This is a genomic window from Neoalteromonas flava (genome assembly GCF_002807685.1).
Taxonomy (GTDB): Bacteria; Pseudomonadota; Gammaproteobacteria; order Enterobacterales; family Alteromonadaceae; genus Alteromonas_E; species Alteromonas_E flava.
On sequence record NZ_PEAX01000001.1, the window covers coordinates 728,217 to 752,811 of the forward strand.

Sequence of the window (24,595 nt, forward strand, 5' to 3'; positions counted from 1 at the left end):
AGTAGAGTATTGATGTGCTTACGAAGATAAGCAAAGTCATACTTTTTAGGTTGCTGTATTGTACTGCTTTTATGCTTAATAGGATTGCATTTGTCCGCAAGAATTAGTTGTTTACCGCTTTTATTGCTGCTTTTTGTTCAGGGATGCAGCGACCCTACCCCAAACCCTCCGGCCTGTCGCAGTAGTGTCACGGTGCCGTCCACCACCGTCAACCAAGCGGCTGGATGCATTATTGTCGCTCAGCAACAGTTACTGTTGGTGAAACACCGACTCAGCGGCCGATGGGACATTCCTGCCGGCGGTGTGCGAGCAGATGAATCACTCGCTTGTGCGGCGCATCGCGAAACCTTTGAGGAAACAGGGCTAAACGTTAGTGTGGAGAAATATCTTGGGACCACTCAAAGTGGCCTTGCTCTGTTCCAATGTGATGAACACAGCGGTTTAGGGCCCGATAAATATACAAGTCTGCCGGTGCCATTTTGGTCAAAAACTGAAGTTTCAGCGGTAAAATGGCAAGACCCATATAGTTTGCCGGTGCGGGAGTGGCGCTTTCTTGAGCAGGTCACGGAGATAAAAGATGCGTTCGTCGTTGCCCAGCAACAGCAAAAGAATAAATCCTAAAAGCTAAATAAACGCGTACTAATCCGACCAATTTGCCGTATAATGGCAAAATTAAAACGCTTGTTTGAATTTATTCGGAGGTGGCTATGCCGCAGTACAAAGCTCCAATCACAGATTTTCAATTTCTACTCCGTGACTGGTTACAGATTGATGCACATTATCAAACAATAGGCGCGAGCGATTACGACGCTGAGTTGGTCATGGAAGTCCTTAATCAAGGGGCCAAGTTCGCTGAAGAAGTCGTTGCTCCGCTCAACCGTGAAGGTGACGAAGAAGGCTGTAAATTGGTTGATGGTAATGTTTCAACACCCGCAGGATTTGCCAAAGCCTATCAAGATTACGTGGAAAATGGCTGGAATGCGATGCTCGGTGATCCGGACTTTGGTGGCCAAGACCTTCCATACTCTGCTGCGGTTCCTGTGCATGAGATGCTTAATTCAGCTAACTTAAGCTGGCGCTTGACTACTATGCTAACCGAAAGTGCAGTATTAGCGGTTACCAAGCACGCCACTGATGAGTTAAAAGCCCAGTACCTTCCTCAGCTAATCTCGGGCGAATGGACCGGCACAATGAACCTTACTGAACCACAAGCAGGCACCGATTTAGCGCTCTTAAGCACTAAAGCTGAGCCACAGGCGGACGGTAGCTATGCAATCACTGGCAACAAGATTTTCATTACCGGCGGCGATCAGGATTGGAGCAGCAATATCATTCATTTGGTGTTGGCCCGTCTACCGGATGCTCCTGCGGGAGTGAAGGGGATCAGTTTATTTCTTGTACCTAAGTTTTTACTTGATGAAAACAGTCAACCCGGTGAGCGCAATGCGGTAAGCGTGGGTAGTATCGAGAAAAAAATGGGAATCAAAGCCAGTCCGACGTGCGTAATGAATTACGATGGTGCCAAAGGTTGGTTGGTCGGCGAGGCTAATCAAGGTTTAGCATGTATGTTTACCATGATGAACGATGCACGCTTCCAAGTGGGGCTGCAAGGGCTTGGGGTTTGTGAAGCTTCGTATCAAGGCGCTTTGGCGTATGCCCGTGATCGCATGCAATCGCGCGCCCCACAAGGTGCTCAACAGCCCAATGAGAAGGCAGATGCTATCATTCATCAACCTGATGTGCGCCGCATGCTTTTAACCCAAAAAGCATTTGCTGAAGGATGCCGAGCCTTATCATTAGTCTACGCAAAAACCATGGACGTAGAAAAGTACTCAGACGGCGAAGCTAAACAGCAGGCAGAACATGTGTTGCAATACCTAACCCCGGTTTGTAAGAGCTTTATGACTGACATCGGTCTTGAAGTTGCCAGTCAGGGAATTCAGATCTATGGCGGGCATGGCTATGTCCGCGAATGGGGCATGGAGCAACTAATGCGCGATGCGCGTATTGCTCAGCTGTATGAAGGTACTAACGGTATCCAAGCGGTTGATTTAATTGGGCGTAAGCTAACCCGTAGCGGTGGCGTTATGATGCGTGCAACCCATGCGGAATTCATCAAATTGACCGATGCGATTGAAGATGACAGTGCACGCGTCAGCGCGCAGGCTTTATTGACTGAGTGGCGCGAACTGTCCGAGCAGATCCTCGCTTACAGTCCTGAAGATGTCGCTGGTGGCGCCTGTGATTATTTAAATTACACCGCTTATGTATTGCTTGGTGTATTGTGGTACAGCATGGCTGACGCCGCCGTCAAAACCGACAATGCAGCACTGGCTGCAGGCAAGGTTAAAACCCGTGATTTCTATATTAAGCGCTTGCTGCCGCGCAAAGATATGCACAAAGCAAGTTTAGTGGCGGGTGCAGAAGACTTAACCGCAGTAGACGATCGCGAGTTCGATTACTTATAAATCTGCTCATTGGTAAGGCTCGATGTTATTCGGGCCTTCTTTCTTATTTTAACCTGCCTTTGCCTGCGACCGCGGCAAAAATGCCACGCACACAAACTGACTCACCATCAAGGCAGCGAACCACCATTCAAACGCATTATCCCAGTTGTTATAGCCTGACCATGTGAAGCCTAATATTGCACTGATGATCCCCAAGCACCATAGTCCAGTGGTGATCCAAAACAAACGTTGCCGAACCGATTGCCTAATGTACTCTGCGTGATCAGAGCTGGAAATTATCCGAAGCACCCACAAATGTGCGAACGCGGTGAAAGCAAAGTATCCGACCACCCCCATACGCCTTGGTACTTGCCATGATTCGCCGATGGCCCCTAAGGTCAACGTATAAATACCAAGCGCCAGACATGCACTATAACCAAGTATACGAATGAGAAAAATGCCGCGTGGGGGCATAGCCTGCGACTGCAACCAAGCCGCTAACGAACGCCAATACATGGCCATGCACACAGCCGCGGGCAGCATGAACAGTTTAAAGATATAAAATTGCGGAACTTCACGCCCGGTCGCACTGATCGAATGGCAGTGCGACCAATATGGGTTACACCATTCCAACGCCTGAGTTGACGCTGCGGTTACCCAAGTAATGTGCACGGTCAGCGCAGGGATCAGTGCGCTTGCAAGGGCCCAGTGCCGCAGGGTCATTACGGCGGCACCGAAGCTAGTTTTTAGCGGTTGCTATATATTGGCCGAATTCATCAGCAAACCACTCATCTAACATGCGCTTCTCATAACGCAACGCCGTTGAACTTGCCCCACGGATTGAACGCTGTAAAAAGCCCATGTCTTTTAGCTCTACTTCGCCTTTCTGCAACAGCTCGCCTTCGGACGCCAACTCATAGGAAAATGACATGCGCGGAATATCGATATCTTTAATTAAACGCACATCTTGCCCACCTTGCCCCAAACCAACAAATGACGCTGGCCAGACTTGGCCGGCTAAATCGACATCAGTCACGGTAATCTTCCAAGTGGCGTTTTCTGGCAAGCGTTCTGCTAACTTAACAAAGTGTTGCTCGAATTGATGAAAAGTATTGTCCATGAAGCGCTTGCGTGATTCATTCGCAGGCCGCACATCAGTATAATCTTCCGGCGACTGCCATTCGACTGATACTTTTGTACTGACAGGTTGTTCCCCTGCCCATAAGGCAAAAGGCAAAAATGCCAGCGAGAATAAAGTTAGCTTACGAGAAAATTTCATAATTGCCCCTCTAACTGATTTACTTAAAAGCATACACGCAAACTGTCAGACAGTTATCGTAGTATTAAGTTTAGTTAAAGTATATGAACTGAGCCTGAATAAAATTGAGAGTAAGACTCGGCGAAGGACGGATTAGCTAGCGCGCTGCATAGACAGCAGCGCAGATTGAGTCATTTCACGACAAACCACTCGTAAGCTGGTGCCGTAAATAAAAGGATTCATATCGCCATTCACACAGTATTGACGATGAAAGTGTTCGACTGACTGACGATTGCGCATGACTTCGTCAAGGTATTCCCGTTGCTTTTCAGTCATACCGCCAACCGCAGGCTGAATGTTATCGTACAACTGCGATATCTCTTGCTTGTCAGGGATCTCAGCAATCACTGTCATCCATTCTGTTGCGGTGTCTTGCATATCACCCAGCCAATATTGCATGAACGGAGTACGTAACACCGTTACAAGCAAAACGACTTCAATGAATACAATAAATGCCTTAAACATAATAGTCACAATGGGTTATTCATGGGTGCCACAATACGCAGTGTAAGACCATAAAAAAATCCATTTGTTCATACTCGGGTATACAAAACAATAACGCCGATGCATCGCGAGAATAACTTAGAAAAATTGATCTAAGTTAACTTTTAAGTCGCACAATTAGGTATACTTGTCTGTATACCGTACGCCAGTGCGTAGCCTGCAAACTACGATTAAGGGCAATCCATGAACAGTCAAATTCCGGTTAAAGATGTCACACCGGTAAAAGTCCACAAGCCGAAAAAGAGCAATCAGGGTGAACACTATTCGCCACGCAGCCGTATTTATGTGCGCGCCGTAGAAGGTACCTTTGAAAATATTCGCCGTTTCTTTGGTCTCGTGTTTCTAGGGATCTTTGCCATTATTCCTTGGCTACAATACAACGGCAGCCAAGCGGTGCTATTGGACATTGCTGAGCAACGCTTTACTCTGTTCAGTTTAACCCTGTGGCCGCAAGATCTCACTTTGCTTGCATGGTTGTTAATTGTTTCTGCTTACGCATTGTTTTTTGTGACCACTTTTGCCGGTCGCGTCTGGTGTGGCTTCATGTGCCCGCAGACTACCTGGACATTCATTTACATTTGGTTTGAAGAAAAGATCGAAGGACCGCGCAACAAACGCATGAAGTTAGATGAGCGCCCTATGGATTTTGATAAGTTTTGGCGCAAAACCTTGAAACACACTGCCTGGGTCGCTGTGGCTTTACTCACCGCGCTGACTTTTGTTGGCTACTTTACGCCGATTGACCGGTTATTCGTTGACTTTTTCACCTTTAGCACCAGCTTTTGGGCGGCATTTTCGGTGATCTTCTTCACTGTTTGCACATACGGCAATGCGGGTTGGATGCGGGAAATTATGTGTACCCACATGTGCCCGTATGCACGATTCCAGTCGGCGATGTTCGATAAAGACACATTTACGGTTGCGTACAATCCAACTCGCGGTGAGCAGCGTGGACCAAGGCCGCGTAAACTGCCCCATAGTGAGCTTGCTGACAAAGGCTTAGGTGACTGTATTGACTGTAACCTCTGTGTACAGGTCTGCCCAACAGGAATCGATATCCGTAACGGCCTGCAGTACGAATGTATCAACTGTGGCGCCTGTGTAGACGCATGTAACGGGGTCATGGAGAAAATGGATTATCCTAAAGGACTTATCAGTTTCACCTCTGAACATGAACTTAAAGGCGGCACCACGAATATTGTTAGGCCTAAACTGATTGGTTACGCCATTGTGTTGGTAGTAATGACGGGATTGTTAGCCTTCGAAATGTTGACGCGCTCATCCGTTGAAGTTGACATCATTCGAGATCGAAATTCACTCTATCGCGAAAATAACGCAGGCTTAATTGAAAATGTTTATACCTTAAAGATTCTTAATAAATCGCAAGAAGACCGCGTTTACACGATTGCGGTAAAAGGCTTGGCAGAGTACGAATATCTTGGGGAGCAAGTGGTGAATGTTAGCGGTGGCGAAGTGTTTAGCTTACCCATTTCAATCGCTACCGCACCAGAAAACCTGGATGGTCGCGTAACTGACATTGATTTTTATGTACAAACGCAAGATGCAAAGGGTAATCTAATCGAAGTTGAAGAGCCCAGTAAGTTTTTATATCGGTGACCGCTATTTCAAATTCCACCTCTAGCAAAGCCAGCGCTTCTAGTGCTGGCTTTCAGTTTTCTGACCTGACCCCTGATCTGATCCTCAATGCGCTAGAGAGCATCGGCGTGTTCGCAGAATCGGGTTTACTCGCACTAAATAGCTATGAGAACCGTGTTTATCAATTTATCGACGAGAGCCGTACCCGTTGGGTAGTTAAATTTTACCGCCCTGAGCGCTGGACTGACGAACAAATTTTAGAAGAACACAGTTTCGCCACCGAGTTGATGGATGCTGAAATCCCAGTTGTTGCGCCCGTAGCGCTTAACGGCGACTCACTGCATCACTTTCAAGGATATCGCTTTAGTCTTTTCCCTTCGGTTGGTGGACGGCAATTCGAAGTGGATAATTTAGACCAGCTAGAACAGGTGGGGCGCTATCTTGGCCGCATCCATGGGGTAGGCAAAGCCAAACCATTTCAGCATCGCCCTGAGTTTAGCGTAGAGCAATACTTAACCCTGCCAACTCAGCAGTTACAACACAGTGAGTTTATTCCCGCAGCACTAGAAACCCCTTTTTTCACAATCCTAGAACAGGTGGTGCAGGCTGCCGGTGCACGTTTTCGTGCGCAAAATTTTATTCGCTTGCATGGCGACTGCCATCCCAGCAATATTTTATGGCGTGATGGGCCGAGTATTTTGGATCTAGATGACTGTCGCATGGGGCCCGCAGTCCAAGATCTGTGGATGATGTTATCAGGCGACCGCATGCAACAACAATTGCAACTGGAAGTGCTCGTGGAAGCTTATGAGGAATTTCATTCCTTTGCGACCGAGCAGCTCGACCAAGTCGAAGTACTGCGCGCCATGCGCATGGTGCACTATATGGCTTGGCTCGCCAAACGTTGGGGCGATGCGGCTTTTCCTAAAGCCTTCCCCTGGTTTGCCAGTGAAAAGTATTGGGAGCAACAGATCCTGAGTCTTAAAGAACAACTAGCCGCACTGGATGAATCGCCGCTTAAGTTGATGAGCGGGTTTTAGCTACTATGCAAAACTCAGTGATGGCCCTACGCAAACGCGAGATGCTTACTGCACAGCGCCCATTTCTTGCTCGTGGTTCAAAGATCATGCGTTGTGACGATTGCCTATTGCCTAAAAGCGCTTGCATCTGTGATGCGAAACCACAGTCAACGGCAAAAAGCGCGTTTTTGTTTTTAATGTATCGCGGAGAATACTATAAGCCGACTAACACAGGCCGTCTTATTGCTGATGTGGCGCAGGAAAATTTTGCCTTTGTTTGGAATCGAACCCAACCTGATCAAGCCTTGCTGGAATTGTTGAACAACGCTCGCTACCAACCTATCGTGATTTTTCCGCAACAGGATGTGGATGAGAAGCGCCGCATCTCACAGATCCCTGAGCAGAAAAACCGCATTCCACTCTTTATTATGCTGGACGGTACATGGCGGGAAGCGAAAAAAATGATGGCGAAAAGCCCCTATTTAAATGATTTTCCGGTACTCGGTATTACCCCCGAGAAATCCTCAAATTATATTCTGCGAGAGGCAGTGCACCAACATCAACTCTGTACAGCCGAAGTTGGAGTTGAGGTTTTGCGTTTGGCCGGAGAGCTCCAGTCAGCAGATAGTCTTGAAACTTATTTTAATCATTTCAGGACGCGTTACCTAAAAGGGAAAATGAATCAGACTATGCTATGAAACAGGTTTAAATGTTTTTTAAACAATGAAAAAGCGGTCATCCTCGCAAAAACGCAGATCTTCTAAATACAACTTCCTACCCGTCATCCTCGAGAAATCGAGGATCTCCTTCATACAATTACCGGTCGTTCAGATTTTAGGATTTTAATATTGGATAATTGCAGGTAAGAGACCTTGTTCGCTAAAGATATGAATGATCACTTTATTTGGAAAGCGGACGTTCAATCCTTGTTCGGTTTAGAGAGGAAATGAGGAAATTCTCACCATAGTCGTTTGTTATGCATTTTGCCACGTTAACCATTGCCTGATTCTGCTTTTTTAACATCTAAGATGTCGTAGATTAACTCAATGACCAACTCAGGGAAGCTATGCTCTACTAATTGTTGCGCTCTATTTATAGTGGGCCACATAGAGTCACCCTTATCACCTTGGCTAAGGCTCATCCAGTAGGTAGGGTAATACCTAACAAACATACCCAAAAAATAAGAGACCATGTATGTGAGACATAACTGAGAATATCTTGCCCCAGAAGGGAAGGGTTCAGTTAGGTGTAATGAGGGGATTGTTCCGAATGTTTTTCCTATGTAGGTATGAATAAACATTGGGAGGTTGTTCTTAAATGTTTTACTTTCACAAGTTAGCGTGACCCAATCTCCTTCAATAGTGCTTCTGTACCCTAATTTTTCGTATGTCTCACTAAAATGCGAGAAATTAGCCGCGCTAATTTTTGCAGAAAATCCGACCTCCTCAGTGTATTTCATCTGGTTTATTGATGAATATTTCTTCACTTGAGAAATATTTGAATAGTCCTTCTGTAGGTCTGGTATCCGAGAAAATAAATCATCCACAGTAAATTCATCCCCCGTCGCCGGTTTGACATAGTCAAGGCGCCAATCGACAGCAGATGAGTTTACGTGCAAAGATATACGGTTGTTAGTGTGAGTTATAAAGTCATTAAAGAGACCGGAGGTTGTACGTATTTTTAGATTTCTAAGGCTCCGTAATCCGGTGCTGATTTCACCAGAAAGGATGTCACCCCAGCCCACCGTTTCAAGCCCATGGCTACCGGTTAACCCTTCCTCGCCTCCATTTTTCTTCATGAGTAATAGGAGCGCTCGGCTCAACGAGGCAACACCATAGAAAGTAAGTAATGGTTTAACAGCGTAATTAGCATGTGCGGCGTTTCTAAAATATTCCCTAGCTTGTTTTGCCGCTGAGTTTATTTCTTTTGCCCTTCGAGCATTTAGCTCTCGGCCATGGATAGAATTAAACCATTGCTGAGTTAAATCTCGGCTCTCTAAAGAAAGTAGCTGCTGCCAGGTTTCATTATTCATTTGTATACTTGGACTTCCCGTATGTCTCAATCTATCTAAGGTGCATAACGCCACGCATAAAGGGCAGATAGCTGTGGGCTAAAATTGCGCGCAGCGCGAGCGTAGCGAGTTTTAATGCGATTGTTAGCTGTCAGAGCGCAAGACTTCCTAGGAACCCATTTAATAACCAACAAAAGACACCTCAGGTTTATAAACTAAAGCAACAATTACGAATACAACGATTAAAACGAAAAATAAGGTTTCAATAGTACTATTGAGTAGTAGCTCCTTGAAGATTTTCGCTTTATTTGGGTTTTTCTTCTTATGGGCTACATACAGTGAATAATAAACCTTCTTGTACTTCAAAACAGCCAGTAAGCCAACAACGCAACCGACAGTAAATAGAAGAACAGTAATCCATGAGCCGTACATTCAATTTCCCTTTGGCAGCTAACTTCCCACTAAGGGGCGATAACACATGGGCTAAAATTAGGAACGAAGTGACGCAGCCCATGTGTTAGCGTCCCAGCGAGCGAAGCGAGAGCCTTGAGTGGCTTGTTATGTCCACTTCTTTGCGTCAGCGAGCAACTTTTCATATTTCCAAGCATTTTCAAGAACTTCCTTCCATGCTTTATCTGCCTCAATTATCGCTTTTTTAACTAGTGCATCACTGACCTTTAGATTCATTTGTTCTACAAGTGTCACCATTTGGGGTAGTTCAGAAACTTTTGCCATTTCTAAAAATATCTCAATTGCCAATTTGATTTTGTCTGGCCTAGATCCAGAGAAAATACTGAAGTCTTTTACTATTCTGCAGTCGTAGGTATTTATCCCAGTCTCCCATACATTCGGCTGCCACACTGGAGATGTTTTCTTAATCTCATTTGCGGAAGCCTCAGAGTGACAGATCAAATTGACTATATTCAATCCTTTAACTTCTGACCCAGAATACAGTTTAAAACTACCTCTCATGACGCCATCTAACACCCACCCAAAAGGTCCACCAACCTCTACATTGAGCTCTTTGCTTCTAGCTTGGTCTGTGACGTCTTTGAAATTAAACCTTATTTCCCGAAATGCCATCTGCTCCTCCTTGGACATGACAATTTAATATCGACCCATTGGGTCGTTTTTCTACCGTGCTTGTGCTCGTTTTTATCCATAGTGCCACGATTACCAAGTTCCTGAAAGTCAAAGAATACAACGGATAAATAACAATTCCGCGGATTTCATTGCGGACAAAAACGCGCGATTGGGTCGTTTTCCTGAATATGGGAGCAAACACATGTTTGAAAAAGTCAGAATAGAATTATTTCTGCTTTGTATCCCTAAGCAGACATTTAAAAGCATTTAACCGGTTACCTTCAATTCGGGATTAAATAACAGCTATTTTAGAAATATATGAATGTCAGCTATACGTACACAGCAGATCCTGACTTTCGTCAGGATGACAGGCTGACAGGCTGACAAACGTACCATCCTGACTCTCGTCAGGATGATGGACTGATAGACGTACTAAGAGCATTCTTTCCACATAACTCTTTTTTTTATGTATTGGGTGAGACCACTTCACTGTTTAGCGTTATCTTCAGCGATAGCAAATAACTCATGATTCGTGTCTTTACTGATCTTTGCTGCACTCAGCGTTATGCGTTGATTTTGATCGACATTACAAATAACGCGAGATAAGCCATTATCTTGGTTCCTAGACAACAACCTAACACTCGCCGTCAGTCCGTCATTGTGAAGTCGCCGACTGGCATCGCGTTCCCAATCTACACGCTTGCGAACATACACAATCGCATCATTGCCATAAGCTTCACTAGTTGCCTCAACACATATTTCTGACGCCTGTTGTTTGAGTTCACTCTGACTCAGTTTCGCATTAGCTTGTGCATTAACGCTTACCAATCCGAGAACTAAAAAAAACATAACCGACTTGAATAATTTCATATTTACTCCGTTAACCCATTGGGTTTCATATTGGAACCTTAATTATGGTTGCAAAATGGAACCTGTCAAGTAAAATCAAAAAAATTAATTTTGTGAAAGTGGATATTTCATGCGTTGGGAAGATATCAATACTCAAACTTGCTCAATCGCGAAGGCCTCTTCGGTATTCGGTGACCGCTGGACTTTATTAATCATTCGTCAGATGTTTTTTGGTCTTAGGCGTTTTTCAGAGATACAAAAATCGTTGGGAATTACGAAGCACCGCTTAACCGACCGATTGAACCGGCTAATTGAAGAGGAGCTTGTGTTCAAGCATTTGTACGATGAAAACTATAATCGTTATGAGTACCTCCTTACTGAAAAAGGACTCGATCTTTACCCTGTGCTTATCACGCTAGGTCAATGGGGAGATAAGTGGATGCAGGATGCAGATGGCCATCCCCTAGAATACATTCACAAAGCGTGTGGAAAGGTTACTCGCCCTCAACTAAGTTGTTCCTGTTGTGGCGAGCCAATGAAGTTAAATGATTTCTCTTTGCAGCTCGGGCCTGGGTTAAGCGCAAAAAAAGCACGGGGTGAGATATCCGAAGCGGATCAATTGATGTATGAAAAAATTCCCTCCCCAATGAAGAAATAGAGTATTTGGCATATAGCAGAACAAAAAAGCTCTGTGATCAATTGTAATTTTCGTTACACTTCGAGCCTCAGGTGCTGCGTACGTTTTCGTGCGAGTTAAACGGGAAATTGGTGCAAAACCAATGCTGCCCCCGCAACGGTAAGTACTGTCGAAGCCTCGGCTAGCGACAGAAAGTCAGAAAATATGGCTGCTGAGCCTAATTTCAAACCACTGTGCATTGCATGGGAAGGTGACTTTTGACATGTGTAAACACATGAATAACGAGCCCGGATACCGGCCTGAAGTCGCCCGGTCAACCCGTTGACCGATTTTATCCCAGCGCACTCGGGTGGAGTGTATTAGGAACTCAATAATTTATGAAAAACACGTTGTTTAAGGCCAGCGTCAGCTTGGTCCTAGGGACATGTACGTCCCTTGCTTTATTCGCCAATGATAATTTAGAGCATATTTCAATAGTTGGCGCTCGACACGCAATTCCCATCTCTCAACTGGCAGCCAGTGTCTACGTTTTGGATGAGACCGCAATTCAACAATCCGGTGAGTTATTTTTAGTGGATTTATTGCGCGGCATGCCGGGTATCAGCATCAGCCGTTCTGGCAGTATTGGCGGATTGACTGAAGTTCGCTTACGCGGTGCCGAAACTAATCACCTTTTGGTAATGATTGATGGCGTTGTGGTTAATGACGAAAGTCAGGGCGGATTGTTTGACTTTGCCCACTTGACCACTGATAACATCGCACGCATAGAGCTCTTGTCCGGCGCGCAAAGTGCGCTTTGGGGTAGCGGTGCGGTGGCTGGCGTATTGAATATTTCCACGCGATCGCAACGCAAAAGCGTGACTCAAATGACTGTGAGTGCGGGTAATCATGGCCAGCGGCATGCGAGCGCATCTCTGACTCGACAGAGTACAGACGTAAACTGGAATTTCTCCGGATCACACCTAACGACCGACGGCGAAAATGTATCTCGCCAGGGGAATGAAGTTGACGGTTACCGAAATTCGAATGCCTCTTTGGGCCTGCAATGGCATCCCACTCAGGAGCATGATATAGCATTTAATCTGCGCTACACCGCATATAAGAATGATTATGATGGGGTCGATTTTGTGAATACTGGCTTGCCCACTGATGCCGATAATTGGACCGATGGCAAACAATGGTCGGGTAAGCTGAGCTGGCAGTACCGTCCGCATAAAAGCGCATTGACTCATCATGTAGAAGGACAAATCAGTCATCATCAAAATCATAACTTTACTGGCGGTATCGATGCAGGTGCAAGCGAGGCGGATAAGCTGGGAGTGCGTTATTATGCCTCATTAAATTTGGTCAATAATACCAGTATCAACGCTGGCTTAGAGCAAGTGCGTGATGACTTCGAGCAAGTCGGTCCGATCACCTTCGATGATCCTAACCAAACGCAGCAGATTGACACGCGCAGTGTGTTTGCTGACTTCAGTACTGCACTGAATGACAACATCACCTTGACCGCCAGTGGACGTTGGGACGACAACAGCGACTTTAATGACCAATCCAGCTACCGTTTCGGGCCGAATTGGCAACTCAATGAACATCTGAGCATTTATGCCAGCTATAGCAAAGCGATTAGAAATCCTACGTTCACTGAAAGGTTTGGCTTTTTCCCTGGCAGTTTTCTGGGTAATCCAGCCTTGGAGCCCGAGCAAGCATTGACGAGCGAGGTAGGTCTTCGGCTCAGCCAATGGCACCTCGATCAACTGACTTTGAGTTGGTCTGAAAGTCGGTTAAGCGATGAAATCAACGGTTTTGTGTTTGCACCTGAGCAAGGCATCTTTACAGCTCAAAATAAAATCGCTGAGAGTAACCGCACTGTCGCCGAAGTGAGCCTTACCCACCATTGGAACAGTATCTCGCTGCGCTCACACTACACCTATGTAGACAGTGACGAAGGAGTGCTTTCTGATGGTGTAGAGTGGGAGTTAACAGAGCTCCGCCGGCCTCGTCATACTGCTTCTGTAGCGTTAGCATACAGCCCACCAAACTCCGCCTGGAATGCATTTATTAAAGCTGACTACACGGGGTCACGCTTTGATCAATTTTTCCCGCCATTTCCGCAGCCCTCGCAACGAATAGCACTTGCCGCTTATTGGTTGGTTAATACCAATATTAGTTACGAAATCTCTGATTCAGCGTCGATTCAGCTCAGCACGCATAATCTGTTCGATGAAGACTACGAAGATATAGTTGGATTTGTGGGCAAAGGCCGCCAGTTCAGAGTGAGCTTGCAGTATTCACTTTAACCCCATTCAGTCGCGTGATATACGTATTCTATCGCGCGGCTGGTGAATCCGCTCTAGTCGCTGATATCCAGCTATGCTAGGCTATTGCGCAAAATTACTAAGGAACCCTTAAACATGAAGAAGTTGTTTTTAGGCTTATTGTTAGCCACTGTTTTACCGCTGCAGGCGTGTGCACAAGAATTATGGCAGGAAGGCAAGCACTACAGAGTTATCAGTGAAACCGCGACTGACAAGCCAGTAGTGACCGAATTTTTCTCTTTTTGGTGCCCAGGCTGCTATCGCTTCGAACCCTTAGTCGATCAGATCAAAGCGAAACTACCGGCTGACACCAAGTTTGATAAAGTGCACGTGAACTTTATGGGCTTCACCGGTCCAGAGACCCAAGAAGAAGCAACTCGCGCTATGATGATTGCGCGAGCAGTTAAACAGGAAGATAAGTTAAACGCCGCTATTTTTAACTACATTCATCAACAACGCGCCACTATTGCTGGCCGCGACGACTTGCGCAAAATCTTCATAGTGAATGGCGTGGATGCTGCGGAATTCGACAAACTCGCTTCTAGTTTCGGCGTTAATAGCATGGTGCAAAAGAACAACAAGCAAATCGAAGCGTTCCGAGAGTATGTAACCGGTGTGCCTAACTTTATTGTGAACGGTAAATATCAAGCGACATTTACCCGCGATATGACAGCCGATGATATCGTTGATTTGATTGTTTGGTTAAGCAAACAAAAGTAATCCTTGTTTCAGCTTAAGACTTAAAAAGCCGCTTAATGAAGCGGCTTTTTTTATTCTGCAAAATAATGTCGCGTCCGATTGGCAAACCAGACTAACGAAAGCATTACTGGCACTTCCACTAACACGCCTACTACAGTTGCTAAGGCAGCGCCTGAATTCAGCCCAAACATTCCAATTGCTACAGCCACTGCTAATTCGAAGAAATTGGATGTACCGATCATACAGGCCGGCGCCGCGATATTGTGCGGTAAACGGAACCGCTTCGCCATAAAGTACGCCAGAGCAAAAATACCATAGGTCTGTAACAACAACGGGATCGCAATCAAAACGATGGCTTGTGGTTGTTGCAAAATAGTTTGCGATTGGAAACCAAACAACAATACTACGGTTGCCAGTAGGCCTAAGATTGACCAAGGTTTCATTAGGGCTAGAAAAGCCTCAACCTTGCCAACTGAAGCGTTCTTTTCGAGCAACTTACGGGTGATCGCACCCGCCACCAAAGGGATCAATACGTACAATACTACTGACAACAACAGTGTATTCCACGGCACGGTAATATCACTGATCCCTAGCAGCAAACCTGCGATTGGGGCAAATGCAAAGATCATGATGATGTCGTTGATTGAGACTTGTACGAGGGTATAGTTTGCGTCGCCTTTGGTGAGCTGACTCCACACAAATACCATCGCCGTGCAGGGTGCGACCCCCAACAATATCATGCCCGCGATATACTCACTGGCAGTTTGCGCGTCAACCCAATCAGCAAACAGAACTTTAAAAAACAACCACCCAAGCAAAGCCATAGTAAACGGCTTAATCAGCCAGTTGATCACCAAGGTTAATACTATACCTTTAGGCTTCTTACCCACTTCACGTAACGCAGAAAAATCCACCTGCACCATCATAGGAAAAATCATCAGCCAAATTAAGCCGGCGACAACTAGATTGACTTGGGCCACCTCCAGCGTCGCAATCTGCTGAAAAACGTTGGGTAAAGTATTACCAAGGCCAATTCCGATAAGAATTGCAATCCCGACCCACAGTGAAAGATAGCGCTCAAAAAGTCCCATGCAGTTTACCTCTATTTCTGTACGGCACCGAAGTGACTAAGCGCCTCAGCCAAGACTTGCCCCGTTAGCCCTTGCTCAGCGAGCGCTTTAAGCTGCACTACGCGCTGTTTGATGATTGCTATACAGTTACGAAAAGCAGTGGCTATATCATCTTCTGAACCTTGAATTTTCGAGGGATCAGAAAGTCCCCAATGCAACTGCAATGCGTTACCAAACCAAACTGGGCAAACCTCCTGTGCTGCTGAATCACACACAGTGATAACCACATCTGGCGCATAATCAGCAAAATCATCCCACGACTGGCTGTGCAAACCAGTGGTCGCTATGCCAGCCTCATCCAAATACTTTAGTGTTAATGGATGCACTTCACCCACCGGTTGACTACCGGCACTACGCGCGTCCAAATCTGAGCCCGAGCTAATATGGTTGGTAATCGCTTCAGATAAAATACTGCGACAGCGATTGTGTGTGCATATATATAAAACTTTCATTTTAAACTCCGCTCTTAGCACATGCGTTGACTGCTTTTTTGCAGTGCTAGCTGTTGGATCAATGGTTTAATTTCTGCAGTGACCTGTGTCACTGTTTGGGCAAGAATGGCCCCGACCCATTCAGGCAAGCTGGGTGCGAGACGATAGTAAACCCACTTGCCGCGCCGGACACCCATCACTAAACCCGTACGACGTAATTCAGCTAAATGCCGTGAAATTTTGGGTTGGTCTAGGTCAAGTACGGACATCAAATCACATACGCAGGCTTCATCTACAGCACGTATAAGGAGAACGCAATACAGGCGTGTAGGCTCAGATAATGCCTTGAATAAATGCAGTGGTTTCATCAAAACACATTCGATTTTTCATATATGTGAAAAATCATATATAAAAGCTTATAGAACACAAGAAAAAAGTGCTCTTATGTCTTACTTTAGGACTAACGGTTGCACTCTCTCAAATTAAGAAAAAGCTTCCCAAGCCTACCGAGGGGAAAAAAGCTGACTATACTTGAATGGTAGTCACTGGTGTGAGGTTAGCTGTGCCGCGTTTTTTGCCGTTGTTGCTATTATATTTGGTTCCCTTGTGGGCATGGTCATCGCAATGGTTAGTTGTCACTGAAGACGCTCCGCCTTTACAGTATGTGGTTGAAAATGAAGTACGCGGTATCACCACAAAACTAGTCAAAGCCGTCGTCAAGGAAGCCAACCTGAATGCTGAGCTTAAAGTTTACCCCTGGGCAAGAGCGCTAAATACGACTATCCAGCGCGAGAACACCTTATTATATTCAACCATTCGCACACCTGAGCGCGAAGATGAGCTGATATGGATTGGCAAACTTGGGCGCTTCCACTTAAGTTTTATGGCATTGGCAAGTAACCAACAATTCTCCATTCGCACGCCTGCGGAGGCGAAATCTTCAGTCATTGGCGCGATGCGTCATGATTTCACCCACGAATACTTACGTATGCAAGGATTCGCCGACGAAAACTTGGTTATTCGTAGCTCATTACCTGAATTAATTGATTTACTGTACAAGGGACTGATCGACTCATTTGTCGTCGATCAGTATTTGATTTGCGACTTGGTTGAACACTACTCACATAGTTGTGATGAGCTGAAAGTTGCCCTAGCGTTGCCCGAACTATCGGTCGATGTTTATTTAGCAGCTAATCGTCGCTCTGAGCCTGCCGACTTAGCCCGCTTAATTGCTGCGTTCAAAAAGGTCAAAGCGCGGCCTGAATATCAAGCCGGCTTTTTTGGCGAATAAATCAACCCAACTTATCGGTAGCTACCTTGTAGCGAGGATCTTCGTTCACGTTCATCTCTACGTATTTATTCGCTTTAACGAGCAAAGTTCGACATTCAGGGCTGATATGCCGAATGTGTAACTTCTTGCCATTTTGCTCATATTTGTCGGCCAAACCATCTAATGCATCGATTCCGGACGAATCCCAAATTCGCGAATCGTTGAAGTCTATAACCACATCTTGTGGATCATTTTGCGGATCGAACAAACCTTTAAAGTAACTCACTGAACCAAAAAACAGTGGGCCTTCTAATTCATAAACTTTCCAGCCGTCTTTATCAGTATGGGTTTTTGCCACAATATGAGTGGCGTGTTTCCAGGCAAACACCAATGCCGATACAATCACGCCAACTACAACGGCAATGGCTAAGTCAGCGATAACGGTGACTGCGGTAACTAAAAATAAAACAAAAGCGTCTTCTTTGTTAACGCCGCGTATAATGCGGAAAGATGCCCACTCAAAGGTTCCTATCACCACCACAAACATAACGCCAACCAATGCGGCTAGCGGGATCATTTCAATCAATGGTGCGGCAAACAAAATAAAGCCTAACAAGACAACTGCCGCAGTGATGCCCGATAAGCGACCACGACCGCCTGAATTAATATTGATCATGCTTTGACCGATCATGGCACAACCACCCATACCACCAAAGAATCCATTGACCGTATTCGCAACCCCCTGACCAACACATTCACGGTTACCGCGACCACGCGTATCCGTCATCTCATCGATGAGAGTTAGGGTAAGAAGTGATTCAATCAAACCGACCAGCGCCAAAATAACCGCAGTAGGTAAGATAATATAGAGAGTATCAAGGGTTAGCGGCACCATAGGTATGGCAAAACTCGGTAATTCGCCAGCTAGCGTCGCGCTGTCTTTTTGCTCGGCCGGTAGCATGTCACGGACAAAATCGATCACCGTGCGCGCATCTAAATCCATGCCGTGCACAATAAGAGTTACCGTTATAATTGCTGCTAAGGACGCAGGAATAGCTGTGGTGATCTTGGGCAAGATATAAATAATTGCCATAGTGAGTGCCACCAGTCCTAACATGATCCATAGCATCTCGCCTTGCATCCACTGCATGTTACCGTCAGTACCAAGGATCTTAAACTGCCCCATCTGAGCTAAAAAAATCACGATGGCCAAGCCATTCACAAAGCCTAACATTACCGGATAGGGCACTAAACGGATAAACTTCCCTAGCTTAAATACGCCGGCGAGAATTTGCAGAATACCGGCCAAGATGACTGCAGCAAACAGGTATTGAATTCCATGTTGAGCCACCAATGCCACCATGACCACAGCCATTGCACCTGTCGCTCCTGAAATCATGCCCGGACGGCCACCAATTGCGCTAGTGATGAGCCCCATCATAAACGCTGCGTACAGACCTACCATTGGCTCAACCCCTGCTACAAACGCAAAAGCCACGGCCTCAGGAACCAATGCCAAGGCAACGGTTATTCCCGACAATACATCATTTTTGATATTGCCTTGTTGTTTGGTGATCAGGTCAAACATACTGTTTATCCACCATAAATTGAATGCTTAAAATTTAGCCGGCGATCCTAACAGGATTAAGCCGGGAAATCTTTTAACAGTTTGTTAATGATACTCGTATAGCCCATTTTACTGATATAGTCAGGTTTGTTTGGTAGCTACTTCTCGATTATGTCTGGCGAACTATTAAGTTTCAGTATTTATGTTATGGGTCCGGTTGTCTTGCTGCTTGCCTTAGGTAAATGGCTGATGCAGAGGGCATTTATTTCGCCAGAGTTTGTGGCCAATGGCTCAAGCTTGGTTTTTAACATCGCCTTACCAGCGCTGCTGTTCTTATCTATTAGTCAGGCAGACTTTCAACAGGCCGCCAATAGCGAATTGATCACTCTTGGCGTAAGCGCAACCCTGGGATTTTTTGTACTGAGTCTAGTTATCGTACAACGGACGTTTTCCTGTCGCGAAGATCGCGGTGTTATCGTTCAGGGCTGTTTCCGTGCGAATCTTGGCGTGATCGGCTTAGCGTTCGCAGCAAAAACCTTTAACCCTGCTGATTTTGCCCAAGCATCCGTGTACATGGGCGCGTTAATAGTTCTGTTTAATACTTTGTCAGTATGGGTACTGAGCATGTATTTACCGACGCGTATTTCCGCTTGGCAAACCCTAAACACCCTGAGTCGAAATCCGATTATGCTGGCTATTCTCGCTGCACTTTTGGTGAGCTACTTTCAGATTGATATGCCTAAGTTAGTAACAGCAAGTGTCGGTTATCTGGCCCAACTAACACTGCCATTGGCGTTGATTTGTACTGGTGCTTCCATTCGCTTTCGGGATATGCGTGGCCAAATTCCTGCGTTAGCTTTCACTGTTGTAAGTAAGTGCATACTTTATCCTGCAATCATGATTTTATTGGGCTTACATTTAAACCTTGAGGAAACAGAATTACTCACTGTTTTATTTATGTCAGCGGCTCCAACCGCTGCTGTGAGTTTTATCATGGTCAAGCAAATGGGCGGCAATGCTGATCTTGCAGCGAATATCGTCGCGCTTACCACAGTGATTTCGATCCCGACAACCTTGTTAGGCTATCAATGGGTACTGTCCGCTACCTAAGAACCTTCCGTCTGCGTAACTCAAGAGGTCGAGAATATTTTGCTAGCTTGCTGTTATGACAACGTCAGATTGGGCTTACTATCGTAAAAATTACTCGGTAATGCTTAGATTAACGCTTTGAACCTCCCAAGCATTGGGGTGAAGCGGGTACCTCAGCAGTTTTCGTCTGCCATTCCTGTGCAGTGTAGGTATGCAGTGCGAGTGCGTGAACCGGCCCTGCAAGCTCTTCAGCCAGCAATTGATTCACCATGCGATGGCGCTGAATTAATCGCTTGCCGTCAAATTCAGCACTAACCAGCGTCACTTTAAAATGGCTTTCGCTACCAGCGGGCACATTGTGTTGGTGACTTTCATTGACAACATCTAAGTGAATAGGCGCAAAATGAGCGTCTAATTTAGCGGTGATCTGTTGTTGTACTTGCATTGTGGATCCATCGATAGGTCAAGTTAATGCGACCTTGGGTTGGGCGCGCGGTTTTGTTGATGCCATGTTGCCAATAACGTTGGGTCGAACCTGCCATTATCAAGAGGCTACCATGAGCCAATTGCAATCTGTGCTGCTCACCGTTGCGCTTGTGTTTAAAAGTGAGCGTGCGCTCTGCCCCCAAACTGACTGACGCAATAGTCGGCATTGCGCCAAGTTCAGGCTCATCATCACTGTGCATGCCCATGCTGTGCTGTCCATGCTGGTACCAATTCGCCAATACGGAATTGAATTCAGTCGCGCAGGTCTGCTCACACTTTTGTTTGAGGAGCGTTAAGGTTGGCGTCCATGGTAATGGCGTTAATTGGATACCCGAATACTGGTAGCTGGCTTGTTTGTCACCCACCCACGCCTGTAACCGTGGAATAAGATGTGTCTTGCCATACAGCTTGATGGTATCCTGCGACCACGTTATTTCACTCACTAAAGATTGATAACAACGCTCAGCCTCTTGCGCAGATAACCACTGGGGAATATAGGTTATCGTTGCATCTGGCAGTGCAAGATCTATCTGTTCTGCGGTGTGGTGAACCTGATCAAAAAGCGATGATTGCATAGTACCTTGAGTAATTAACTGCCATGTCAACAACGACGTTAGCCTTTGCCGATAGAAGCCTTGAGTTATATCGTTACCCCGCACACAGCCAACATAAAAGTTTGCAAGCGTGGGATGCAGCCGATGTGTTAATATTAGAGCATCTGCTGAGTTTAGCGCCTGAAAACTTACCTAATTCCGTCACCTTACTCAACGACGAATTTGGGGCCCTTGCTTGTCTCCTCAGACAGCAGTTCGCAAACCTCACTATATACAGCCAGAGCGACTCTTGGATCAGTCACCAAGCAACCCGTGAAAACCTCGCACACAATCACCTTAGTAGTGAGATAGCCTTGCTAGACAGTTTGCAGCCGTTACCAGCAAGCGCTTTGGTCATTGTCAAAATTCCCCGTTCACTGGCATTCTTAGAATTCCAATTAAGCCAAATCCAGCAGCATTGTTCGCCCAATACACGCCTTATCGCTGGCGCTAAAGTGACTGCGCTGACACCGAATATATTTAAGCTGTTTGAGCGTTACATTGGGCCAGTAACAACCTCACTAGCCAAGAAGAAATCTCGACTTGTGTTTAGTGAGTTAGTGGTTACTCACGTAAAAACACCAGCATATCCAAGTACATTCACTACAGCTAAAAGTGAAACGGGCGTAGCACTGACGTTAGTCAATCATGCGAATGTGTTTTCACGACAAAGTTTAGACATCGGTGCTCGGGTGATGCTGCATCACCTGCCAGATGCCGAACGGTACGCTAATGCAAAAATCCTCGATTTGGGTTGTGGCAATGGTGTGCTTGGCATTGCCATGCTCGCCCAAGCACCGCATGCATCCATGACCTTTGTCGACGAATCCTACATGGCTTTAGCATCTGCTCAAGCAGGGGTTGCACAGAATTTGCCAGATCAGATAGCACAGTGTGATTATATCGCCAGTAATGGTTTAGATGCGCTTGATAAGGCATTGATGAACTCATTTGATCTAGTGCTCTGTAATCCCCCATTCCACCAACAAAATGTAGTGACCGAACATATCGCTCGGCAAATGTTTAAAGACGCTTTTCGTTTTCTGGCACGTGGAGGTGAATTACGCATTGTTGCTAATCGTCATTTGCCCTATGGCCATCAGCTGAAACGTCTGTTTGGCGGGTTCCGCGTACTTGCAAGTGAGCGAAAATTCGTTATCTTGAGCGCTATCAAACGCTAAGGAGGCAGCATGCGGTATTCAATCTTGATCACTTTTCTCACTCTTTTCATTGCAGTTGGCTACGCGCCGACGACGTTAGCTGAGCGTGTTGAAGACGGCTCACAGATCCAAAAGCGTAACTATTATCCGCGAGTTGAATTTAACACTAACATGGGCGATTTCATTGTTGAGTTAAATCGTCGACGAGCGCCGATTACGGTCAATAATTTTTTACGTTATGCTGACAAGGGATTGTTTAATAATACAATTTTCCATCGGATCGTGGTGAATTTTGTTGTTCAAGGCGGTGGTTACGATGTGGAATTCAACGAAAAACCGCAATATGACCCGATTTTTAATGAATCTGGCAACGGCCTAAAAAATGAGAAATACACCATTGCCATGGCGCGCCAAAACGACCCACATAGTGCTATGCGCCAATTCTTTTTTAACATGAATGATAATGAAAGCCTCGACCCAGGCCGAAATTGGGGCTATACCGTGTTTGGTAATGTAGTGTCGGGCTATGAGGTCCTGGACGCGATGGAACTAGTGGATACCGGTATTGATGAAATGACCGGCTTTCCCAACGTGCCTTTGGAGCCAATTGTGATCACCAAAGTCTCTATTTTGCCAGCAGAATAGCCATAGCTTTCAGCAAAGAAGTATAAACGCACCGCTTGATACAAACTTTCTGTGCATTCAGCGGCGAAAAAATAACCGATTAACTTTGTGATAGCCAGTTTGGATAATAGTCAAAGACTCGATGACATTGACGTGGATCTCGCTGGTTTAGATAGTTGAATAGGAGAATATCCATGCTACAGCGACTCTGCATTGCTCTGTGCTTTTTTTCCACTGCCACACTTGCCGATGTGCAACATGTCGACACCCATGGGTTTATCGTCGAAAACACCATAGTTAGTGCACACACTTCTGAACAGGTGTGGCAAGCACTGGTACAGAATGTCGATGACTGGTGGCCAAAAGACCACTCCTGGTGGGAGGGAACCTTTACCCTAGAAGCAAAGGCTGGCGGTTGTTTTTGCGAAACCCACACAAATAAAAGTGCTGAACATATGCGGATTGTGTATGTTGAACCTGGTAAAACCTTACGAATGTCCGGCGGTCTCGGGCCGTTGCAAGGCATGGGTATGAATGGGGCCTTGGATTGGCAATTAACCCCAACAGAGGATGGTACTAAGGTTACATTGACATACCGTGTGCATGGGGTAAATAGCGGCGGATTTGCTGAATTAGCCCCCATTGTTGCACATGTACAGGGAATTCAGCTTAACTCGCTTAAAGACTTCCTAAACAAATAAGACAGTTGGTCTTGCGGCGCAATGTCCGCTTCACGGGTAAATCCTAATCTTGTCAGCAATGCTTGTGAGGCATGGTTTTCTGGTGCGGTAAAGGCATAAATGGTGGTGAGTCCCTGTGCTTGAGCGCGCTGCAGCACGCGTTTGCTGGCCGCGTGCGCTAAACCAAGTCCACGCGACTCTGGCAGTAAAGCAAAACCAAGGTCCGGTGCCGGTAAGAAGTCGCGCTGCAGTAATCCACAAAGCCCTAATAACTTTCCGTCGTTTTCTTTAGTAATACCGTACAAACCAAGGCCGTCTTTCGCATATACCGGTTGGATACGTGTTTCTATAAATGCCTTCGCAGATTCGATATCACGGACTCCACGATCACCAATAAAATGCAGCCAGGCAGGATCAGTCACTAAACGAAAAATAAACTCAGCATCCGCGCTTGTCAGTTGGCGTAACTGCACTGGATTATTTAGCATAGCTGATCTCGATGTCTGCCTGCGCCAATAGCTCACTGATTACGCGTTGTTGTGCAGAAGAGACTTCGGCTCGGCGTGGATATTGTGGGTTAATACGATCATCTACGACGTGCTGCCAGCCAGCGGTAGTTTGGATAAAAGTAGTTGCGGCTGCACGGCCTTGCTGAGCGGTCGCAAAGTGGGTCAAACAGCCGGCCAAACAAGTATCAACATAACTGAGGTTAATTGGGTAGTCCGGCTGTGCCGGCAAACATTGCAGCGATTCACAAATCCACAACGTAACACCGGGCCGCTTCACATTGATAAACAAGCCATCATCGTCTTCTTCTAAAAGGGTAATTTGACTCGGCTCCACTACCGTGAAACGGTAGTCACGCTCACGGTCTCGCAACTTAGGGTTCAATGCAATTGGTGTACACAGCGCATTGAGTGTGGCGTTATTATCTAAGACCGCACCAACATACGTTTGTTGTTCGTGAAAGGCCCGGGTTATCCACTCCCGGGCAAATCCCGCAACTTCAACCGCAAGGGCCTCATGACCGTGATCGCTGTGATTGAGTCGACTATCAGCACTTAACAAAGAACCATAGCCGAGCAAA

The 24,595-nt window shown here is 46.0% G+C and carries 27 protein-coding genes and 1 riboswitch; of the genes, 13 read left to right on the forward strand and 14 right to left on the reverse strand.

The features are described 5' to 3' along the window. Nucleotides 1–90: 90 nt before the first annotated feature. Nucleotides 91–621 carry an NUDIX hydrolase gene (locus CSH92_RS03400; RefSeq protein ID WP_164084645.1) on the forward strand — a complete coding sequence of 177 codons (531 nt, stop codon included), beginning with the start codon at nucleotides 91–93 and terminating at the stop codon, nucleotides 619–621. A gap of 86 nt (nucleotides 622–707) precedes the next feature. Further along, complete coding sequence (locus CSH92_RS03405; RefSeq protein WP_100656181.1) at nucleotides 708–2,468, forward strand: acyl-CoA dehydrogenase family protein; 1,761 nt, start codon at nucleotides 708–710, stop codon at nucleotides 2,466–2,468. Between the two features lie 48 nt (nucleotides 2,469–2,516). On the opposite strand, the gene CSH92_RS03410 is transcribed toward CSH92_RS03405, so the two are convergent. From CSH92_RS03410 to CSH92_RS03420, 3 genes are all read right to left on the reverse strand, one after another. After that, the gene (locus tag CSH92_RS03410; RefSeq protein ID WP_100656182.1) at nucleotides 2,517–3,170 is read right to left on the reverse strand and encodes a hypothetical protein; all 654 of its coding nucleotides are present in this window, start codon (nucleotides 3,168–3,170) and stop codon (nucleotides 2,517–2,519) included. A gap of 16 nt (nucleotides 3,171–3,186) precedes the next feature. Then, on the reverse strand, nucleotides 3,187–3,726 hold the full coding sequence (locus CSH92_RS03415) for a DUF3016 domain-containing protein (protein ID WP_100656183.1): 540 nt from the start codon (nucleotides 3,724–3,726) through the stop codon (nucleotides 3,187–3,189). Between the two features lie 132 nt (nucleotides 3,727–3,858). Beyond that, on the reverse strand, nucleotides 3,859–4,230 hold the full coding sequence (locus CSH92_RS03420; RefSeq protein ID WP_100656184.1) for a hypothetical protein: 372 nt from the start codon (nucleotides 4,228–4,230) through the stop codon (nucleotides 3,859–3,861). A gap of 222 nt (nucleotides 4,231–4,452) precedes the next feature. On the opposite strand from CSH92_RS03420, the gene ccoG reads away from it, so the two are divergent. The 3 genes from ccoG to CSH92_RS03435 are packed head-to-tail and all read left to right on the forward strand — an operon-like array spanning nucleotide 4,453 to nucleotide 7,582. Next, a complete protein-coding gene (gene ccoG / locus CSH92_RS03425) occupies nucleotides 4,453–5,886 on the forward strand; it encodes a cytochrome c oxidase accessory protein CcoG (RefSeq protein ID WP_100656185.1) in 1,434 nt (477 codons plus the stop codon). Then, nucleotides 5,883–6,905, forward strand: coding sequence for a serine/threonine protein kinase (locus tag CSH92_RS03430; protein ID WP_276307852.1), 1,023 nt, complete (start codon nucleotides 5,883–5,885; stop codon nucleotides 6,903–6,905). Before ccoG ends, CSH92_RS03430 begins: the two co-directional genes overlap by 4 nt. Nucleotides 6,906–6,910: 5 nt before the next feature. Beyond that, on the forward strand, nucleotides 6,911–7,582 hold the full coding sequence (locus tag CSH92_RS03435) for a tRNA-uridine aminocarboxypropyltransferase (RefSeq protein ID WP_240612716.1): 672 nt from the start codon (nucleotides 6,911–6,913) through the stop codon (nucleotides 7,580–7,582). A 293-nt stretch (nucleotides 7,583–7,875) separates the two neighbouring features. On the opposite strand, the gene CSH92_RS03440 is transcribed toward CSH92_RS03435, so the two are convergent. From CSH92_RS03440 to CSH92_RS03455, 3 genes are all read right to left on the reverse strand, one after another. Continuing rightward, nucleotides 7,876–8,916: a YaaC family protein gene (locus CSH92_RS03440; protein WP_100656186.1), complete on the reverse strand. Its 1,041-nt coding sequence runs from the start codon at nucleotides 8,914–8,916 to the stop codon at nucleotides 7,876–7,878. 537 nt (nucleotides 8,917–9,453) lie between these two features. After that, the gene (locus tag CSH92_RS03450; RefSeq protein WP_100656188.1) at nucleotides 9,454–9,978 is read right to left on the reverse strand and encodes a hypothetical protein; all 525 of its coding nucleotides are present in this window, start codon (nucleotides 9,976–9,978) and stop codon (nucleotides 9,454–9,456) included. A 486-nt stretch (nucleotides 9,979–10,464) separates the two neighbouring features. Then, nucleotides 10,465–10,848, reverse strand: a complete 384-nt coding sequence (locus CSH92_RS03455) for a hypothetical protein (protein WP_100656189.1) — start codon at nucleotides 10,846–10,848, stop codon at nucleotides 10,465–10,467. Between the two features lie 109 nt (nucleotides 10,849–10,957). On the opposite strand from CSH92_RS03455, the gene CSH92_RS03460 reads away from it, so the two are divergent. The 3 genes from CSH92_RS03460 to CSH92_RS03470 all read left to right on the forward strand — a co-directional run bounded on the left by CSH92_RS03460 (nucleotide 10,958) and on the right by CSH92_RS03470 (nucleotide 14,499). Then, the gene (locus tag CSH92_RS03460; protein ID WP_100656190.1) at nucleotides 10,958–11,485 is read left to right on the forward strand and encodes a winged helix-turn-helix transcriptional regulator; all 528 of its coding nucleotides are present in this window, start codon (nucleotides 10,958–10,960) and stop codon (nucleotides 11,483–11,485) included. 52 nt (nucleotides 11,486–11,537) lie between these two features. Further along, a riboswitch (cobalamin riboswitch) is annotated at nucleotides 11,538–11,781 on the forward strand. A 60-nt stretch (nucleotides 11,782–11,841) separates the two neighbouring features. Next, a complete protein-coding gene (locus tag CSH92_RS03465; protein WP_100656191.1) occupies nucleotides 11,842–13,761 on the forward strand; it encodes a TonB-dependent receptor plug domain-containing protein in 1,920 nt (639 codons plus the stop codon). 114 nt (nucleotides 13,762–13,875) lie between these two features. Then, entirely contained in the window at nucleotides 13,876–14,499 is a 624-nt protein-coding gene (locus tag CSH92_RS03470) for a thiol:disulfide interchange protein DsbA/DsbL (protein ID WP_100656192.1), read from the forward strand. Nucleotides 14,500–14,549: 50 nt separating this feature from the next. On the opposite strand, the gene arsB is transcribed toward CSH92_RS03470, so the two are convergent. The 3 genes from arsB to CSH92_RS03485 are packed head-to-tail and all read right to left on the reverse strand — an operon-like array spanning nucleotide 14,550 to nucleotide 16,407. Next, nucleotides 14,550–15,569 carry an ACR3 family arsenite efflux transporter gene (arsB, locus tag CSH92_RS03475; protein ID WP_100656193.1) on the reverse strand — a complete coding sequence of 340 codons (1,020 nt, stop codon included), beginning with the start codon at nucleotides 15,567–15,569 and terminating at the stop codon, nucleotides 14,550–14,552. Between the two features lie 11 nt (nucleotides 15,570–15,580). After that, nucleotides 15,581–16,060 carry an arsenate reductase ArsC gene (locus CSH92_RS03480; RefSeq protein ID WP_100656194.1) on the reverse strand — a complete coding sequence of 160 codons (480 nt, stop codon included), beginning with the start codon at nucleotides 16,058–16,060 and terminating at the stop codon, nucleotides 15,581–15,583. Between the two features lie 14 nt (nucleotides 16,061–16,074). Next, on the reverse strand, nucleotides 16,075–16,407 hold the full coding sequence (locus CSH92_RS03485) for a metalloregulator ArsR/SmtB family transcription factor (RefSeq protein ID WP_100656195.1): 333 nt from the start codon (nucleotides 16,405–16,407) through the stop codon (nucleotides 16,075–16,077). A 194-nt stretch (nucleotides 16,408–16,601) separates the two neighbouring features. On the opposite strand from CSH92_RS03485, the gene CSH92_RS03490 reads away from it, so the two are divergent. After that, on the forward strand, nucleotides 16,602–17,330 hold the full coding sequence (locus tag CSH92_RS03490; protein WP_164084646.1) for a substrate-binding periplasmic protein: 729 nt from the start codon (nucleotides 16,602–16,604) through the stop codon (nucleotides 17,328–17,330). 1 nt (nucleotide 17,331) lies between these two features. Here the strand turns inward: CSH92_RS03490 and CSH92_RS03495 are convergent, their stop codons facing one another. Continuing rightward, complete coding sequence (locus CSH92_RS03495; protein WP_100656197.1) at nucleotides 17,332–18,897, reverse strand: SulP family inorganic anion transporter; 1,566 nt, start codon at nucleotides 18,895–18,897, stop codon at nucleotides 17,332–17,334. 150 nt (nucleotides 18,898–19,047) lie between these two features. Here CSH92_RS03495 and CSH92_RS03500 point away from each other — a divergent pair, with 150 nt between their 5' ends. Continuing rightward, entirely contained in the window at nucleotides 19,048–19,986 is a 939-nt protein-coding gene (locus CSH92_RS03500; protein WP_100656198.1) for an AEC family transporter, read from the forward strand. Between the two features lie 109 nt (nucleotides 19,987–20,095). Here the strand turns inward: CSH92_RS03500 and bolA are convergent, their stop codons facing one another. Together bolA and CSH92_RS03510 are read right to left on the reverse strand one after the other, a co-directional pair. After that, entirely contained in the window at nucleotides 20,096–20,410 is a 315-nt protein-coding gene (gene bolA, locus CSH92_RS03505; protein WP_100656199.1) for a transcriptional regulator BolA, read from the reverse strand. After that, complete coding sequence (locus CSH92_RS03510; protein ID WP_100656313.1) at nucleotides 20,382–21,026, reverse strand: alpha-ketoglutarate-dependent dioxygenase AlkB family protein; 645 nt, start codon at nucleotides 21,024–21,026, stop codon at nucleotides 20,382–20,384. The genes bolA and CSH92_RS03510 overlap by 29 nt, the downstream gene beginning before the upstream one ends. Before the next feature lie 23 nt (nucleotides 21,027–21,049). Between CSH92_RS03510 and CSH92_RS03515 the strand changes: the two genes are divergently transcribed. The 3 genes from CSH92_RS03515 (at nucleotide 21,050) to CSH92_RS03525 (ending at nucleotide 23,529) form a co-directional block, all read left to right on the forward strand. Further along, the gene (locus tag CSH92_RS03515; RefSeq protein ID WP_100656200.1) at nucleotides 21,050–22,225 is read left to right on the forward strand and encodes a methyltransferase; all 1,176 of its coding nucleotides are present in this window, start codon (nucleotides 21,050–21,052) and stop codon (nucleotides 22,223–22,225) included. A gap of 9 nt (nucleotides 22,226–22,234) precedes the next feature. Further along, entirely contained in the window at nucleotides 22,235–22,849 is a 615-nt protein-coding gene (locus tag CSH92_RS03520) for a peptidylprolyl isomerase (protein WP_100656201.1), read from the forward strand. A 173-nt stretch (nucleotides 22,850–23,022) separates the two neighbouring features. Beyond that, the gene (locus CSH92_RS03525; RefSeq protein ID WP_100656202.1) at nucleotides 23,023–23,529 is read left to right on the forward strand and encodes an SRPBCC family protein; all 507 of its coding nucleotides are present in this window, start codon (nucleotides 23,023–23,025) and stop codon (nucleotides 23,527–23,529) included. Here the strand turns inward: CSH92_RS03525 and CSH92_RS03530 are convergent. After that, nucleotides 23,493–23,996: a GNAT family N-acetyltransferase gene (locus CSH92_RS03530; RefSeq protein WP_100656203.1), complete on the reverse strand. Its 504-nt coding sequence runs from the start codon at nucleotides 23,994–23,996 to the stop codon at nucleotides 23,493–23,495. The two genes, CSH92_RS03525 and CSH92_RS03530, sit on opposite strands and share 37 nt — an antisense overlap. Continuing rightward, nucleotides 23,986–24,576, reverse strand: a complete 591-nt coding sequence (locus CSH92_RS03535; protein ID WP_124916909.1) for a gamma-glutamylcyclotransferase — start codon at nucleotides 24,574–24,576, stop codon at nucleotides 23,986–23,988. Before CSH92_RS03535 ends, CSH92_RS03530 begins: the two co-directional genes overlap by 11 nt. Nucleotides 24,577–24,595: the final 19 nt, after the last annotated feature.